We start from the raw sequence: 15527 nt of genomic DNA on the forward strand, positions 1-15527 counted from the left end.
CCTCTTCCCTCCTTCATGCTTCAATACGATAATCGCTTGAAACGATTTGTCGCCATTTCATCAAGAGCATCCTGTTCTTTCTTCGCGACAAAAGTTTGAAACTGGTGGTAAGCCCTTTCTCTTGCTTTCGTCCAAACTTTTTCGTCAATCATTCTCTCAGAAAGATGTTCCTGTTTCTTATCAACAACATGCTGTGCCTTTTGTACATCGTGATGCTTACGCACAATTTGCTGATCTAAGTGGTTCATATAATTTTGCAAGAGCAGCATCTCTGAAATAGTTACAGAATTCCCCGAAGCATCAGACATTTGAGTATGAAGGTTTTCTTTTTCTTCAAACAATCCATGAAGATTCGTTTCTTCCTTCCGCAAGTGCCCGATGGCCTCGGACAGTATCCATTCTGCCTGCGTTCTTTCATTATTTTTCAGATCCACAATCTGCTGGAAAGAATACCGGAACTTCATTCAGGCCCCTCATCCCTTGTAAAATTCATGAATCAAGCGTTCTTGAGCTTCATCAAAATTTAATTTTTCACTTGTTCTTTGTTTCGTATAATCCCAGATGGCTTCAATATTTTCCATTGCTGTATCGATATTAGGATTGGAACCTTTCTGGTACGCCCCGATATTAATGAGGTCCTCCGAATCTTTATATATCGAGAGAAGTCGCTTTAATTGATCGGCAGCTTCCATATGTTCAAAAGGGACAATTTCTTTCATGACTCGACTCACACTGGACAACACATCGATTGCAGGGTAATGACCTTTATTCGCGATGTTTCGATTTAGTACAATGTGGCCATCAAGAATACCGCGAACTGCGTCAGCGATAGGTTCATTCATGTCATCACCGTCTACCAAGACGGTATAAAATGCTGTTATCGAACCTTTAGGACCGGTACCAGATCGTTCTAACAAACGAGGCAGCATAGCAAAAACTGAAGGCGTATACCCCCGTGTTGCAGGCGGCTCTCCAACTGCTAGCCCCACTTCCCTCTGAGCCATCGCAAAGCGGGTGACCGAGTCCATCATCATCATGACATTCAAGCCACGATCTCGAAAATACTCAGCAATACTGGTTGCAATCATAGCCCCTTTGATTCGTATTAACGCTGGCTGGTCGGAAGTTGCAACTATAACTACGGATCTCGCAAGACCTTCCGGCCCTAGATCTCTTTCGATGAAATCAAGCACCTCTCTGCCCCGCTCTCCAATAAGCGCGATGACATTAACATCAGCAGAGGTGTTACGAGCAATCATCCCCATCAGCGTACTTTTGCCTACGCCTGATCCTGCGAATATACCGACACGTTGACCTTTACCGATTGTAAGTAAACCATCAATACAACGAACACCAACAGAAATCGGATCCAAAACTCGTGGACGAGCCAACGGATTGCTTGGTTTATTATTTGTTGAATAGTGAGCCATCCTCGACGGTAGATATGAACCATCCAGTGGTTGACCTAAACCATCCAGAACTTTACCTAACAATTCATGGCCAACCTGCACAGTTAAAGGTTTTCCGGTTCCTACGACATCGCAACCTGGCCCAATTGCATCCAAATCACCAAGAGGCATAAGCACAACTTTATTGCTCCTGAAACCTACGACTTCCGCTTTCAGCGGTTTGCTTGACTTCTGCGGGTAAATGTAGCAAAGATCGCCTATGCTAACATCCGGCCCTTCAGATTCTACTGTAAGACCAATAACTTGAGTTACCTTCCCATTCACTCGAATAGGATCAATCGAATTCAACAACTCTTTGTATTTATCTGCGCTCGGAATCGTGATACTCATGATTCAGCTCCCTCACTTCGGATAGCCATTTGTTGAAGAGCAGATTTGATTTCTTTCAATTGAGTATCTATTCTCGCGTCAATACTGCCATAAGATGAACGTATTACACAGCCATGATCTTGAACCGAAGAATCAGGTATAATCTCAAGCTCGGCTTGCGAATCAATGGATGTTAACAATTCCTCACGGGCATCCTGTATATAAGAAAACTGAGAAGGTGTCACACACAATGTGATAATTCCTTTTTCACGTCGGCGAGACAACACTTTCTGGACTAAATCCAAAACCCATTCTGGATTCAAACTTAATTGTCGACCGATTATCTTTTCAGCAATCGAAGTGCTCATTTCAATTAGAAACGGTTCCGACTCTTGAATGATTTGTTGCTTAAGTGTGTAGGCTTGCTCCAAGATGGAACGAGCTTCCGACAACATATCCGTATATTCTTGCCTCAGAGCTTCTTCAGCCTGCTGCACACCTTGTTGGTATCCTTCTTCGTAACCTGCTTGCTGTGCTTGAGCTACATGCGCCTCATCTTCTGCCCGGCGTTGCTGCCACCAGGAGTTGATCTCTGAATCTACTTGTTCACGAAGCGCAGCGCATTCTTCCATAGCAAGGTTAATTTGTTCATTTGCAAACGATTCTGCATCTTGAAGGATTTGATCTTTCAGACTAGTTGCTTCTGCAAGTTCTTGTTGCTGTTCAAGCGTCAACTGGTTTCGGGAATCCGCTTCGTCCTTAAGCAGCCCAGCAAGATACAACTGTTGTGGAGACAGGGCCTCAACAAGTTTTTTATCATCTAATGAAACATAAGCAAAAGATTTAATGACATTAGACAATAATATCATCTCCTCCACCGCGTGCGATGATAATTTCGCCTGATTCTTCTAAGCGACGAATTGTTGCAACGATACGTGTTTGCGCTTCTTCAACATCACGCAACCGAACGGGTCCCATGAATTCCATCTCTTCTTTGAAGGTATCAGCCATCCGTTTCGACATGTTCTTAAACAAAGCATCTCGGACTTCTTCACTGGCCACTTTAAGTGCAAGCTGCAAATCGGCATTTTCGATGTCGCGAATAATTCGTTGAATAGAACGATTGTCGATGTTGACAATATCTTCGAATACAAACATCCGTTTCTTGATTTCTTCAGCAAGCTCAGGATCCTGGATTTCAAGAGAATCCAAAATGGTGCGTTCTGTACCACGGTCAACCCCATTGAGGATTTGCACGATCGACGCAATACCGCCCGCATTCGTGTAATCCTGGGTAACAGTTGCAGATAGCTTTTGCTCCAGAACACGTTCCACCTGACTAATGACTTCTGGAGAGGTACTGTCCATTAAGGCAATTCGTTTAGCAACATCTGCTTGCTTTTCTTGCGGAAGAGACGACAAGATAATCGATGCTTGATCCGCTTGCAGATAAGAAAGCACTAATGCAATTGTCTGAGAGTTTTCATTTTGAATAAAGTTTAGAATTTGCGCCGGATCTGCCTTCCTGGCAAAATCAAACGGTCTAACCTGCAATGTAGCTGTTAATCGATTAATAATATCCACAGCTTTTTGAGAACCCAGTGCTTTTTCCAAAATATCTTTGGCGTAAGCAATACCGCCTTGCGAGATAAACTCTTGAGCCAAACAGATTTGATGAAATTCAGAAAGAATCGATTCTTTTTCCGCAGAATCTACTTTTCTCACATTAGCAATTTCAAGCGTTAACTGCTCAATCTCTTCTTCTCGCAAGTGTTTAAAAATTTGAGCAGACACCTCAGGGCCTAAACTGATCAAAAGAATGGCTGCCTTTTGTCGTCCGGTTAACCCTTGCAGAGCAGTCCTAGCCATACAAGTGCACCTCTATTCATCTACTAACCAAGTGCGAAGCAAATTAACGAAATCTTCAGGACGTTTTTTCGCCAGCGTTTCCAACTGCTTACGCACTTGATTGTCATTAGTAACATTTTCGATATCGATAGTCGGTAGTTCCACTTTCGTGGTTTGTAAGTTCAACTCTTCTTCCAACTGCTGAGAAGCTTTTTTACGCTTTCTTAGAATGTAGCCACCAATCGCCCCTATAACAAGAGCCGCTAGCGCTAAGCCACCATATATTAAATAGGTAGTTTTTTGCGCTGCCGCCGCCGCATCAGCCGGTCTTACAAAAGAATGAGCGAAAACTGTAACTTTTTGCTGCAGTTCAGCGTCAGTATAAGTGACTTTATTATCAGCTAATGCCGTTCTAACAATATTGACTAATGCTGCTTGAACAGCCGTTTTAGTTTCAGCCGTCAATGACGTCGGATCATCTTTAACCGGAGGCTCGATCCCTACGTTAATACTTAGGTCTTTAACAACATATGGCGTCGAGACTATGTCATTAGTAATCCGATTGACTTCATAATTAACCGTTTTCGAATTCTTTTCTGAATTGGATTTCCCTGAACTTGATGATCCCGGATATCCAGGCACATCCGTTGATCCAGTACCAGGAACGCCTCCTGATGCCGCACCGTCGTTCTGATACGACTCCGTCGCTTCTTGTAAAGAGATCTCCAGACCTTTTTGATCAACTTGGTTAGGAGCGGATACTAATTGCTCTTTACTTTTCTTTTGGTCAAAGTTCATTGTAGAAAATACGCTAACAATTACTTTGTCTCTACCAAGCATCGTGCCAAGCATGCTGTTGATATTTTTTTGCAAATCATTTCGGAACTGATTATTAATGTCGGCTTGACTTGTTACGAGACTAGCTGAGGTTTGACCGCCTGCTTTGGATGAAACCAAGCTTTCTCCGTATTGATCCGATATGGTAATGTTTTCAATCGGAAGGTTTTTAACACTGTGTGAAACTAAATTATAAACGGTATCAATTTTACCTTGATCCATCGCATATCCAGGCTTAAGCTGCAACACAACAGATGCAGTCGCTTTTTCTTGTTGTTGCTGCAAGAACGGCCCTTCTTCCGGCAAAGAGATCAACACTTTCGAACTGCTAATCGCTTGATTAGAATTAATTAATTGTTGAAGTTCTCCTTGAACGGCATTTAAATACTTCACTTTAAATTCATTATCTGTAATACCGAAGGAACTACTGTTGCTAAAAGCACCAAATCCTAAAGATCCATTCTTGTTCAGCCCTTGCGACTCAACAGCAAGCTTCACATTCGCCACTTGACTTGTTGGAACCTCGATGCTTTTACCATCAGCACTAAGATGATAGGGTATCTTAGCTGTATCCAAATAACTTTTTATGGAAGCAGCATCACTTGGCTGCAAATCCGTAAAGGCTAGTGAATATTCAGTTTTTGATAAATTGTAACTTATGATTGCCGCCGTAAGAACCAATAAACAAACAGTTGCTATAAAAGTAATCTTCGTCGCTTTGCTATATCGATTCCAATATTGCTTTACTTTCTCCCAATACTGGAGAATGTTCTCATTCACTGTGTCACCTCATTGACCCAAAGTTGAGCAGCAGTTTCACTCACAGCTGCATTCTCATCATTTCTTGATAAGCTTCAAGAACCTTATTCCTAACCTGAACGGTCAGTTCGAGCCCTAGTGAAGCTTTCTCCGAAGCAATGGTCAGCTGATGAACATCTGAAAGCTCCCCTTTGATAAACCCTTCATTCAACTGGTCAACTTGTTGCTGCTGTGCGTTTAGGTTATTCATCGCGTCATTCAGAAAGGAACCAAATTTTTTCCCTAAATCTGCTGCGCCTTCGCCCGAATTATCTTTAGGCTGAATGGAGCTCATAATATTTATTGGACTGTAACTAATTTTGTCAATCATAATGAGCCCTCCTTAGTATTTATCTACCAATTTCCAAAGCTTTTGTAATCATTGATTTGCTAGCATTTAGTGCTGTAACGTTAGCTTCGTAAGATCTTGTTGCGGAAATCATGTCAACCATCTCTTTTAAAACGTCAACATTTGGCATGTAAACGAAACCATTGGAATCCGCGTCAGGATGCGACGGGTTGTATACTTGCTTTAGCGGCGCACTGTCATCAAATATCTTGTTGACCCTTACCCCTTCCCCTGTTCCATCAGCCATTGCCGTCTGCAAAGATTGAGCGAAACTCGGCTGGGATTTTGTTTCAAAAGATACTAGTTTCCTCTGGTACGGAACCCATTTTCCATTTACCATCTTAGCCCGCGTAGTGTCGGCGTTCGCAATATTTGAAGAAATCACATCCATCCTCAAACGTTGCGCAGTTAAAGCGGATGAACTAATGTCAAAACCATTTGTTAGTCTCATCGTCGATTACTTTCCTCCCAATACGGTACGCATTTTTTTGAACTCACTATTCATTTGTTGAATCATCGTGTTGTATTTGAGTTGGTTTTTCGCTAGCAAGGACATCTCATAATCCATGTCGACATTATTCATGTTATTGTTGATTGCTGTCGTTTCATCGGTTTTTATTTCAGGTGTTGCAAAATTTGTAGATTTTCCTATAACAAAATGCCTGCTATCTGTCCGATAACCTTCTATAGAGGGTGTTGAGGAACTCATCTGGCCTTGTAATAGTTCCTCGAACATAACATCTGAACGTTTGTAATAAGGCGTATCGTTATTAGCTATATTATTCGAAACTACTTTTTGTCTAAGAGACGACGCATCGAGCGTGCGCTCCATTAAATTCCAACTGGGTTTGTCTAAAAAAGACATATTGAGATACCCACTTTCTCTAGAATGGTTATTACTTACTTCAACATCATCGCATTTGATTCCTTCTTCTTTCGACATTATTTTTAAAAAAATAATTTGGAAAATTACCTTGTTGTTGAAATATGTAGAACCCTTTACTCAATTCCTATCATCTAAGATATTAAGCCAACTTACAATAAGAAAAAAGCCCTATCTTTTTTACAAGACAGGACTTTTTTAAATATGCTTTTTTATAAAATTAAAGCTTTGTTTTTAGTTGTTCAATGCTCTGCATGAGTTGTTCATTAAGGATACGGATATAAGTGCCTTTCATGCCAAGAGATCGCGTCTCGATCACGCCTGCGCTTTCGAGTTTACGCAGTGCGTTTACGATAACAGAGCGCGTTATTCCCACACGGTCAGCGATTTTACTAGCCACTAAAAGACCCTCTTTGCCATCTAATTCCTCAAAGATATGCTCTACTGCTTCCATTTCGCTAAACGATAAAGATCCAATAGCAACTTGAACGACTGCTTTGCTTCTAGCTTCCTCTTCAATTTCTTCAGCACGTTCTCTTAGTATCTCCATGGCTACTACTGTAGACCCATATTCTGCCAAGATTAAGTCATCATCAACAAATGCAGCATCGTTTCTGCTCAGTACTAATGTTCCCAATCGATCTCCGCCACCAATAATTGGTACAATAGTCGTATATGCATAAGGAAACACATCCTTCATTTGGTCCGTGTAGTAATAATAAGGGCTATCCGGCTCAGCATTAGATGAAGTTTCTTCAATTTTCATTAACAGATTATTCGATTCTGAAGAAAATCGTCGATCAACAAGAATCGTTTGATTCATTTCCGGTGAAATCGGATCATTGGTTACAGCAGATCCAAGGATTTTGCCTTTGCGGCTCACTACATAAATGTTGGCTATAACAATATCGCGCAAAACCTCAGCCATATCCTTAAAGCTAACCGCATTGCCTGCCTCTTTTTGCAGCAAACGATTCAGCCTTCTTGTCTTGTTTAATAAACTCATGTAACTGCCTCCTACTACTAACCTTGCATCATTCTTATAAAATGTATTGACTCAAATCACGATTTTGTACGATATCACTCAACTTCTCACGAACATACTCCGGATTAATTACAAAGCGCTCAAGTGTAAGTTCAGGAGCTTCAAATGACAGATCTTCAAGTAGTTTTTCCAAAATTGTATGCAACCGACGAGCACCAATATTTTCAGTATTCTGATTTACTTCAACAGCTATTCGCGCAACTTCACGCACAGCTTCATCGGCAAATTCTACATGGATGCCTTCTGTTTGAAGAAGCGCTGTATATTGCTTTGTTAATGCGTTCTTAGGCTCTGTCAAAATAGAGACGAAGTCTTCTAACGTTAAATCGCTTAACTCTACACGAATTGGAAAACGTCCTTGCAGTTCTGGAATTAAGTCAGACGGCTTCGAAATATGAAAAGCGCCTGCACCAATGAAAAGCACATAGTCCGTTTTAACAGAACCGTATTTGGTCACAACCGTCGAGCCCTCGACAATGGGCAAAATATCACGTTGTACCCCTTCGCGAGACACATCTGGTCCGCTGCCGCCACGGTTGCTGCTTGCAATTTTATCAATTTCATCGATAAAAATAATGCCCGATTGCTCCGCACGATTAATGGATTCTTGAATCACTTCGTCCATGTCAATTAATCGCTGCGCCTCTTCCTGGATCAACACTTTACGGGCTTCTTTGACGGTGAGCTTTCGTTTCTTCATTTTTTTAGGCATGAGGTTGCCGAACATTTCCTGCATATTCATTCCCATTTGTTCGTTGCCTTGACCAGCAAGCATATCCATCATCGAGGGAGAAGAATCTTCAACTTCAACCTCGACTACATCATTCTCAAGCTTACCAGCCGCAAGCTGCTCTGCAATCTGACTTCGTTTTGAGGACAAAGAAGGATCTGGAGCAGGCTCATCTTGCTCAGGTTGGTTCTGACCGCCAAATAACATTTCAAGCGGGTTCCGTTGAGTTTTGGCTCTCGCTGGACTTGGTGCAAGTAAATGAACAAGACGTTCATTCGCCAGCTTCTCAGCACGGTCTTTCACTTTCTCTGTTCGTTCAGCCTTCACCATACGAATAGCCGTTTCAACCAAATCTCTCACCATGGACTCAACATCCCGGCCTACATAGCCAACTTCTGTAAATTTCGTTGCTTCCACTTTAATGAATGGTGCTCCCACAAGTTTAGCTAATCTACGTGCAATTTCCGTTTTACCGACGCCTGTAGGACCAATCATTAAAATGTTTTTAGGAACAATTTCATCGCGCAGCGATTCATCTAATAAGCTTCTGCGATATCGATTACGCAGTGCTATTGCGACCGATTTTTTGGCTTTTTTCTGCCCAACGATGTAACGATCCAATTCTTGCACAATTTCTTTGGGTGTTAGGGAGCTATTTTTCACTTAAGGTACCCTCCTAAGAATTTTCCATAGGAAAACTTACTTCGTAAGCATAAGCTGAGTTTTCCGTAGGAAAACTGGCATCGTAAGCACGGAACGAAACTCATTCAATTAGTGAACATCAAAAGCTCTACTCAATTTCTTCTACGATAATATTATGGTTCGTGAACACACAAATTTCAGCTGCAGTTGTAAGCGCAGCATGAGCAATTTCTTTAGCGCTTAAGCCAGAAGCATGACGATGCAACGCTCTCCCTGCCGCTAACGCAAAGCTCCCACCAGAACCAATAGCCAAAATCCCGTCGTCAGGCTCAATTATCTCTCCATTCCCAGAGAGCAACAGAAGACCTGATGCATCCATGACAATCATCATCGCTTCTAGCCTACGTAGAACACGATCTTGGCGCCAATCCTTGGTCAATTCTACCGCGGCACGCTGTAAATTTCCGTGATGCTCCTCTAACTTGCCTTCGAACTTCTCAAATAGCGTTATCGCGTCCGCTACAGACCCTGCAAATCCAGCTACAACTTTCCCTCTATATAAACGCCTTACTTTTTTGGCGCTCCCCTTCATAATCATGCTGTTGCCAAATGTCACTTGTCCATCTCCAGCAATAGCTCCCTTACCTTGATGACGAATCGCAAAAATCGTTGTCGCATGAAAGGATGCGTTCTTCGGATCCATCGATTTCACCTCTTCATGGAATCTTAGTCATGGTTCTACAGTATACAGATGATTCGGGCTTATAAATGACATAAACCTCTAGCGAGGTCTTTCGAAAAAGAGCGACCGCATCTAGAGGTACGTTACTTGAGAAATTTAAATAATGAGCATTCTACTGCATCCATCGCACTTCCACAAAACATTATTATAGTAACATAGGGACAGCTTTACTTACAAGTTAAGCCCTGCTCATTTTGTGCAAAATTCTGAATACTCTCGAGTGCACGATTTGCCAAAATTTCATATTTTTCCTTTTTGTTCCGAATCCGCTCCGGAAGTGGCGGCAGCAAGCCAAAATTCGCATTCATTGGTTGAAAATGCTTAAAATCAGCTGTCGTAATATAATTAGCCATGCTGCCTAATGTAGTTTCATGCGGGAATACAAGACAAGGCTCGCCTTTTGCTAATCTTCCTGCATTGATCCCAGCAATAAGACCCGACGCAGCTGACTCCACATAGCCTTCAACACCGGTCATTTGACCAGCAAAAAATAGATTGTCTCTGCGTTTAAACTGATATGTCGGTTCAAGCAAGCTTGGAGAATTGATAAACGTATTACGATGCATAACACCGTAACGGACGAATTCTGCATGTTCCAGCCCCGGAATTAATGACAGCACTCTCTTTTGTTCGCCCCATTTCAAATGGGTTTGGAAGCCGACCAAGTTGTAAAGCGTTCCTGCTGCGTTGTCTTGACGAAGCTGCACAACTGCATGAGGCATTTTCCCCGTGTGCGGGTTGATGAGCCCAACCGGTTTCATGGGTCCGAAAAGCACCGTTTGCTTGCCGCGTTTTGCCATAACTTCGAGAGGCATGCAGCCTTCAAAATAAATCTCTTTCTCAAATTCTTTAAGCTCAGCAACTTCAGCAGTAATCAACGCTTCGTAGAAAACATTGAATTCCTCTTCCGTCATCGGACAATTCAGATAGGCCGCCTCACCCTTGTCATAACGAGAAGCGAGGTATACTTTTTCCATATCTATAGAATCCTTCTCCACAATTGGAGCCGCTGCATCGTAGAAATATAAATATTCTTCTCCCATCAACGTCTTTAGCTCAGCAGATAAAGACGGTGAAGTCAGCGGGCCCGAGGCAACTACAACTATGCCTTCAGGCAACGTTTGCATTTCTTCATTGCGTACTTCGATAAGCGGATGGTTACGCAAGGTTGAAGTAACACCTTGCGAAAAACCGTCGCGATCAACAGCGAGCGCACCGCCTGCCGGAACAGCATGCTCGTCTGCGCAGGATAAGATGAGCGAGTTTAATCGTCTCATCTCCTCTTTCAGTACACCAACTGCATTAGTCAGTCCATTGGCTCGCAGCGAATTGCTGCAAACAAGTTCGGCAAATTGATCTGTTATATGTGCGGGAGTTTTTCGAACGGGACGCATTTCGTATAATGTAACTGGCACGCCTTGCTGGGCAATTTGCCAAGCGGCTTCACTCCCAGCCAATCCTGCGCCGATGACAGTTACTCGTGGATATTCTGGCAAAATCGGTACACCTCTAATCTTTTGTTTCTTCGGAATTATCTTCACTGACTTCTTCTTTGTAATCGCACTGGATACATTGAATATTGATGCCGTTCTTGCTGCGTTTTTCAATCAACATTGAACCGCAAGAAGGACATGGTTTGCTCACTGGTTTATCCCATGAGACAAAGTCGCATTCAGGATAGCGGTCGCAACCGAAAAATACACGGCCTTTTTTACTTCTACGCTCAACGATTTTGCCCTGTTGACATGTTGGACATGTAACCCCGATATCTTTAACAATTGGTTTCGTATTTCGGCAATCCGGAAAACCGGAGCAAGCGAGGAATTTCCCAAACCGTCCCATTTTATAAACGAGATGCTTGCCGCACTTCTCACAAATCTCATCAGACACTTCGTCCTGAATCTCAATTTCTTTCATTTCTTCCTCAGCGAATTCTAGTCGCTTCTCAAACGAAGTATAGAAAGAATCGAGAACTCTAACCCAATCTTCTTTGCCTTCTTCGACAAAATCCAGCTCTTCTTCCATATGAGCCGTGAACTCGACATCCAGAATTTCCGGGAAAAATTCCTCCATCAATTGAATGACCAGCTCTCCAAGTTCGGTCGGCACGAATTTCTTCTCATCTATCGCTACATAACCACGCTTCTGAATCGTCTCCAGAGTCGGTGCGTACGTACTTGGACGCCCGATGCCCATTTCCTCCAGCGCTCTAACTAAACGGGCTTCCGTATACCTTGGAGGCGGCTGAGTGAAGTGCTGCTTTGGATCTACGCTCTGTTTCTTCAAGGAATCGCCTTGATTGAGCGCAGGCAGCCATTTATCTTCTTCTGTCGTACCGTCATCGTTGCTCTCCACATAAACTTTCATGAAGCCAGCGAATTTAATTTTGGAACCGGCAGCACGGAAAACGGTATCCCCAGCAGCCAAATCAACTGTCATCGTATCGAGTACGGCAGATGCCATTTGACTTGCAACGAAACGTTCCCAAACAAGCTTGTACAGACGATATTGATCTTTACTTAGAAATTCTTTCAAATGCTCGGGTTCCCGTAAAACGGAAGTTGGCCGAATCCCCTCATGCGCATCTTGCGCATTGGCGTTCTTTTTCACGTACTGGCGTGGCGTTTCCGGATAGAAAGCTGCGCCATATTTATTTGCAATAAACTCTTTCGCTTCTTCTTGGGCAACAGGAGAAATACGCGTGGAATCGGTACGCATATAAGTGATTAATCCTACTGTCCCTTCCTTGCCAAGGTCAATCCCCTCATAAAGCTGTTGGGCTACTGACATTGTCTTCGAGGCTCGGAAATTGAGTTTCCTTGCAGCTTCCTGCTGTAGGGAGCTTGTAATAAACGGCGGTGAAGGATTACGTCCGCGCTCTTTTTCCTTCACTTCCTTTACGGTAAAAGCGCCACTGCCCATAGCTGCGAGAATTTGATTGACATCGTCTTCAGAATGCAGCTCCCGTTTCTCACCGTTAATGCTATGATATTTGGCCTCAAACATAGTTTTCCCCGCATCGAGAACAACGGTAATGGACCAGTACTCTTCCGGTTCAAAAGCCTTAATTTCATTTTCGCGATCATGAATGAGCTTAACAGCAACGGACTGTACGCGTCCCGCGGAAAGGCCTTTTTTCACTTTTTTCCAAAGCAATGGACTGATTTTGTAACCAACGAGCCGATCTAGAATCCGCCTGGCTTGCTGCGCATTCACAAGATCTTGATTAATGCGTCGCGGCGTTTTGAAAGCGTCTTTAACCGCATCCTTAGTAATTTCATTAAATACGACACGGCAAGCTTCATCGGCTCCCACATCCAAATAATGCGCTAAATGCCAAGCAATCGCTTCCCCTTCACGATCCGGGTCAGCCGCCAGATATATTTTTTTAACTTTTTTACTCGCATCCTTCAACTCTTTAAGGATAGAGCCTTTACCGCGTATCGTTATGTATTTAGGCTCAAAGTTACGATCTACTTCTACGCCAATTTGGCTTTTCGGAAGGTCGCGTATATGACCCATCGAGGCTTTTACGATATATTTGCTGCCTAGATATTTACCGATGGTTTTGGCTTTTGCAGGTGATTCAACAATGACTAAAGAATCTGCCATGGATCGTCCTTCCTCCCCTCTTATTTCAAGGTAAGTCTATTGGCGAGAATTGAAAAGCTCCTTGAATAGCCTATGCTAATATGTATGTAGATCCTGGAAGCTGTTTAATCGCCTTTTTCATTAGTAAAGATAACAGAACTGCATGCAAATGTCCAAACGTAAATTGCGTAGTCTCTAATAAAGTGTCAATACTCGTTGGTTCATCTGACATCATTTGAACAATTTCATGTTCTTCGCTATTCAATTGAACCGTAGGTAAAGGCTTCTGCAGCGCGCTTCTTTCAGGAGAACTCATCAAATATTGATAATCTTCTATAATGTCGTCAACACCAGTAACCAACTTGGCGCCTTCCTTAAGAAGTTTATGGACGCCACGGCTTTGGCGAGAATGGATTGGGCCAGGAACAGCAAAAACATCTCTTGATTCATCTAATGCAAAATCGACGGTAATCATCGATCCACTATCCTCAGCAGCTTCAACAACGGTAACACCTAGACTCAAACCGGCAATGATGCGGTTACGTTGCGGAAACATTCCAGGTCGCATTCCCGTCCCAATGGGATATTCGGAAATGATTACGCCCTCCTGCTCAATGTTTCGATAAAGTTCTACATTTTCCCTGGGATAGATTTGATTAATGGCGCATCCCAGGACCGCAACAGTCTTGGCTTTTCCTTGCAAAGCACCGATATGTGCCCTACTGTCGATTCCTCGTGCTAAACCGCTTACGATACCAAAGCCTGCGTGCGATAAAGAGGCTGCAAGCTCTTCAGCAATCCTCTTACCATATAATGTTGGAGTTCTTGTTCCTACCATGCCCAAAAGCCGTTGATTCAGACAAAAAACATCCCCTTTAACATATAAAACCCAGGGAGGCTGCGCGATTTCTTTAAGAATAGGGGGATAATTTTCGTCTACTAATGTGAGGATCTGAACGGATTGCTTCATATAAAGCTGCAATCGCTGTTCGATAAAAGAAGGAGTAAGCTGACTCGCAATCCGTTCCGCAATTGAGTTTCGAATGCCTCTTGCTGCAATTTCGGCAGCAGAAAACTCAAACAGCTTTTGTGGATCAGGGAAGCAGTTGAGGAGGTGAAGCATTGTTTTCCAACCTACACCTTCTATTTCGTGGAGACCAAATATAATCAGACGATTATCCATAAGTATATACACTCCCTACCATTCTGACAAATTTTCGTGCATGTAATACCCAAGAAAACAAAAAAACCTTCCAAATCCCTTAGAAGAGGGAGCTGGAAGGTTGCTTACCTTCGTTAAAAAACGACTATTTTTTTGTGATGACTTTATCAAGCATACCTTTTTCTTCAAGTACGCTAACAAGCGTGGAACCCATCTCGGATGGCGTTGCTGCCACTCGAATTCCGCATCTTTCCATTGTTGCAACTTTCTCCGCAGCTGTACCTTTACCACCGGAAATAATAGCGCCAGCATGGCCCATACGTTTTCCAGGAGGCGCAGTTTTACCGCCGATGAAACCAACAACTGGTTTCTTCATATTCGCTGCAACCCACTCAGCCGCTTCTTCTTCAGCTGTTCCTCCAATTTCACCGATCATGATAACTGCATAAGTATCCGGATCTTCATTGAAACGTTTGAGGATATCGATAAACTCAGAGCCTTTAACAGGGTCTCCACCGATACCTACCGCAGAAGATTGTCCGATCCCGCGAGTCGTCAATTGGTGAACCGCTTCATAAGTCAGTGTCCCGGAACGGGAAACAACCCCTACGTGACCTGGCGTGTGGATATATCCTGGCATAATACCGATTTTGCATTCGCCTGGTGTGATAACGCCTGGGCAGTTAGGCCCAATTAGAACGGTTCTTTTGCCTTCCATGTAACGTTTAACGTTTACCATGTCAAGAACAGGAATCCCCTCTGTAATACAGATAACCAGATCAAGATCAGCGTCAACCGCTTCAATGATCGATTCTGCTGCAAATGCAGGAGGCACGTAAATAACAGATGCAGTTGCGCCTGTTGCGTTCTTCGCGTCGATCACTGTGTTGAAAACTGGAAGTTGAACAACTTCACCGTTTTCTAGTGTGATGTCTACTTTTGTTCCGCCTTTACCTGGGGTTACGCCACCCACCATTTGTGTGCCGTAATCAAGACCGCCTTTGGTATGAAACAATCCCGTAGCGCCGGTAATCCCTTGAGTAATGACTTTTGTATGTTTATTGACCAAAATACTCATGATCTATGGTTCACATCCCCTATATTATTTGAAACCACGCGGGT

15 protein-coding genes are annotated in these 15527 nt (G+C 43.1%); all 15 read right to left on the minus strand.

Annotation, left to right across the window (positions count from 1 at the left end):
* Window positions 1-20: 20 nt before the first annotated feature.
* The 15 genes from fliJ to sucD all read right to left on the minus strand — a co-directional run bounded on the left by fliJ (window position 21) and on the right by sucD (window position 15483).
* Window positions 21-464, minus strand: a complete 444-nt coding sequence (fliJ, locus tag ABRS97_RS00895) for a flagellar export protein FliJ (RefSeq protein WP_367811017.1) — start codon at window positions 462-464, stop codon at window positions 21-23.
* A 9-nt stretch (window positions 465-473) separates the two neighbouring features.
* A complete protein-coding gene (gene fliI / locus ABRS97_RS00900; protein WP_367811018.1) occupies window positions 474-1799 on the minus strand; it encodes a flagellar protein export ATPase FliI in 1326 nt (441 codons plus the stop codon).
* Window positions 1796-2647 (minus strand): FliH/SctL family protein, encoded by an 852-nt coding sequence (locus ABRS97_RS00905; protein ID WP_483312397.1) that lies wholly within the window; start codon window positions 2645-2647, stop codon window positions 1796-1798. The genes fliI and ABRS97_RS00905 overlap by 4 nt, the downstream gene beginning before the upstream one ends.
* Window positions 2631-3647 (minus strand): flagellar motor switch protein FliG, encoded by a 1017-nt coding sequence (gene fliG / locus ABRS97_RS00910; protein WP_367811020.1) that lies wholly within the window; start codon window positions 3645-3647, stop codon window positions 2631-2633. The genes ABRS97_RS00905 and fliG overlap by 17 nt, the downstream gene beginning before the upstream one ends.
* Window positions 3648-3659: 12 nt before the next feature.
* Window positions 3660-5243, minus strand: a complete 1584-nt coding sequence (fliF, locus tag ABRS97_RS00915; protein ID WP_367811021.1) for a flagellar basal-body MS-ring/collar protein FliF — start codon at window positions 5241-5243, stop codon at window positions 3660-3662.
* Window positions 5244-5283: 40 nt separating this feature from the next.
* Window positions 5284-5592, minus strand: coding sequence for a flagellar hook-basal body complex protein FliE (gene fliE, locus ABRS97_RS00920; RefSeq protein WP_367811022.1), 309 nt, complete (start codon window positions 5590-5592; stop codon window positions 5284-5286).
* Between the two features lie 19 nt (window positions 5593-5611).
* Window positions 5612-6061: a flagellar basal body rod protein FlgC gene (gene flgC, locus ABRS97_RS00925; RefSeq protein ID WP_367811023.1), complete on the minus strand. Its 450-nt coding sequence runs from the start codon at window positions 6059-6061 to the stop codon at window positions 5612-5614.
* 6 nt (window positions 6062-6067) lie between these two features.
* Window positions 6068-6475 (minus strand): flagellar basal body rod protein FlgB, encoded by a 408-nt coding sequence (gene flgB, locus ABRS97_RS00930; protein ID WP_367811024.1) that lies wholly within the window; start codon window positions 6473-6475, stop codon window positions 6068-6070.
* Between the two features lie 238 nt (window positions 6476-6713).
* Window positions 6714-7499: a GTP-sensing pleiotropic transcriptional regulator CodY gene (gene codY, locus ABRS97_RS00935; protein ID WP_367811025.1), complete on the minus strand. Its 786-nt coding sequence runs from the start codon at window positions 7497-7499 to the stop codon at window positions 6714-6716.
* 34 nt (window positions 7500-7533) lie between these two features.
* Window positions 7534-8931, minus strand: a complete 1398-nt coding sequence (gene hslU, locus ABRS97_RS00940) for an ATP-dependent protease ATPase subunit HslU (RefSeq protein ID WP_367811026.1) — start codon at window positions 8929-8931, stop codon at window positions 7534-7536.
* 127 nt (window positions 8932-9058) lie between these two features.
* Window positions 9059-9613 (minus strand): ATP-dependent protease subunit HslV, encoded by a 555-nt coding sequence (gene hslV / locus ABRS97_RS00945; protein ID WP_367811027.1) that lies wholly within the window; start codon window positions 9611-9613, stop codon window positions 9059-9061.
* A 206-nt stretch (window positions 9614-9819) separates the two neighbouring features.
* Entirely contained in the window at window positions 9820-11148 is a 1329-nt protein-coding gene (gene trmFO, locus ABRS97_RS00950; protein WP_367811028.1) for an FADH(2)-oxidizing methylenetetrahydrofolate--tRNA-(uracil(54)-C(5))-methyltransferase TrmFO, read from the minus strand.
* A gap of 13 nt (window positions 11149-11161) precedes the next feature.
* Window positions 11162-13264: a type I DNA topoisomerase gene (gene topA, locus ABRS97_RS00955; RefSeq protein WP_367811029.1), complete on the minus strand. Its 2103-nt coding sequence runs from the start codon at window positions 13262-13264 to the stop codon at window positions 11162-11164.
* A 70-nt stretch (window positions 13265-13334) separates the two neighbouring features.
* Complete coding sequence (gene dprA, locus ABRS97_RS00960) at window positions 13335-14426, minus strand: DNA-processing protein DprA (RefSeq protein WP_367811030.1); 1092 nt, start codon at window positions 14424-14426, stop codon at window positions 13335-13337.
* Between the two features lie 124 nt (window positions 14427-14550).
* Window positions 14551-15483 (minus strand): succinate--CoA ligase subunit alpha, encoded by a 933-nt coding sequence (gene sucD, locus ABRS97_RS00965; protein ID WP_367811031.1) that lies wholly within the window; start codon window positions 15481-15483, stop codon window positions 14551-14553.
* Between the last annotated feature and the right edge of the window lie 44 nt (window positions 15484-15527).

Origin of the sequence: Paenibacillus tabacirhizosphaerae (assembly GCF_040812395.1) — a bacterium.
In the GTDB taxonomy this organism is placed as follows: domain Bacteria; phylum Bacillota; class Bacilli; order Paenibacillales; family NBRC-103111; genus Paenibacillus_E.

Coding starts and splice junctions, on each gene's coding strand:
- flgC (WP_367811023.1), bottom strand. CDS start 6,061: ATGAGACTAACAAATGGTTTTGACATTAGTTCATCCGCTTTAACTGCG.
- flgB (WP_367811024.1), bottom strand. CDS start 6,475: ATGTCTTTTTTAGACAAACCCAGTTGGAATTTAATGGAGCGCACGCTC.
- dprA (WP_367811030.1), bottom strand. CDS start 14,426: ATGGATAATCGTCTGATTATATTTGGTCTCCACGAAATAGAAGGTGTA.
- topA (WP_367811029.1), bottom strand. CDS start 13,264: ATGGCAGATTCTTTAGTCATTGTTGAATCACCTGCAAAAGCCAAAACC.
- codY (WP_367811025.1), bottom strand. CDS start 7,499: ATGAGTTTATTAAACAAGACAAGAAGGCTGAATCGTTTGCTGCAAAAA.
- fliE (WP_367811022.1), bottom strand. CDS start 5,592: ATGATTGACAAAATTAGTTACAGTCCAATAAATATTATGAGCTCCATT.
- fliJ (WP_367811017.1), bottom strand. CDS start 464: ATGAAGTTCCGGTATTCTTTCCAGCAGATTGTGGATCTGAAAAATAAT.
- fliG (WP_367811020.1), bottom strand. CDS start 3,647: ATGGCTAGGACTGCTCTGCAAGGGTTAACCGGACGACAAAAGGCAGCC.
- hslV (WP_367811027.1), bottom strand. CDS start 9,613: ATGGATCCGAAGAACGCATCCTTTCATGCGACAACGATTTTTGCGATT.
- fliI (WP_367811018.1), bottom strand. CDS start 1,799: ATGAGTATCACGATTCCGAGCGCAGATAAATACAAAGAGTTGTTGAAT.
- ABRS97_RS00905 (WP_483312397.1), bottom strand. CDS start 2,647: ATGATATTATTGTCTAATGTCATTAAATCTTTTGCTTATGTTTCATTA.
- sucD (WP_367811031.1), bottom strand. CDS start 15,483: ATGAGTATTTTGGTCAATAAACATACAAAAGTCATTACTCAAGGGATT.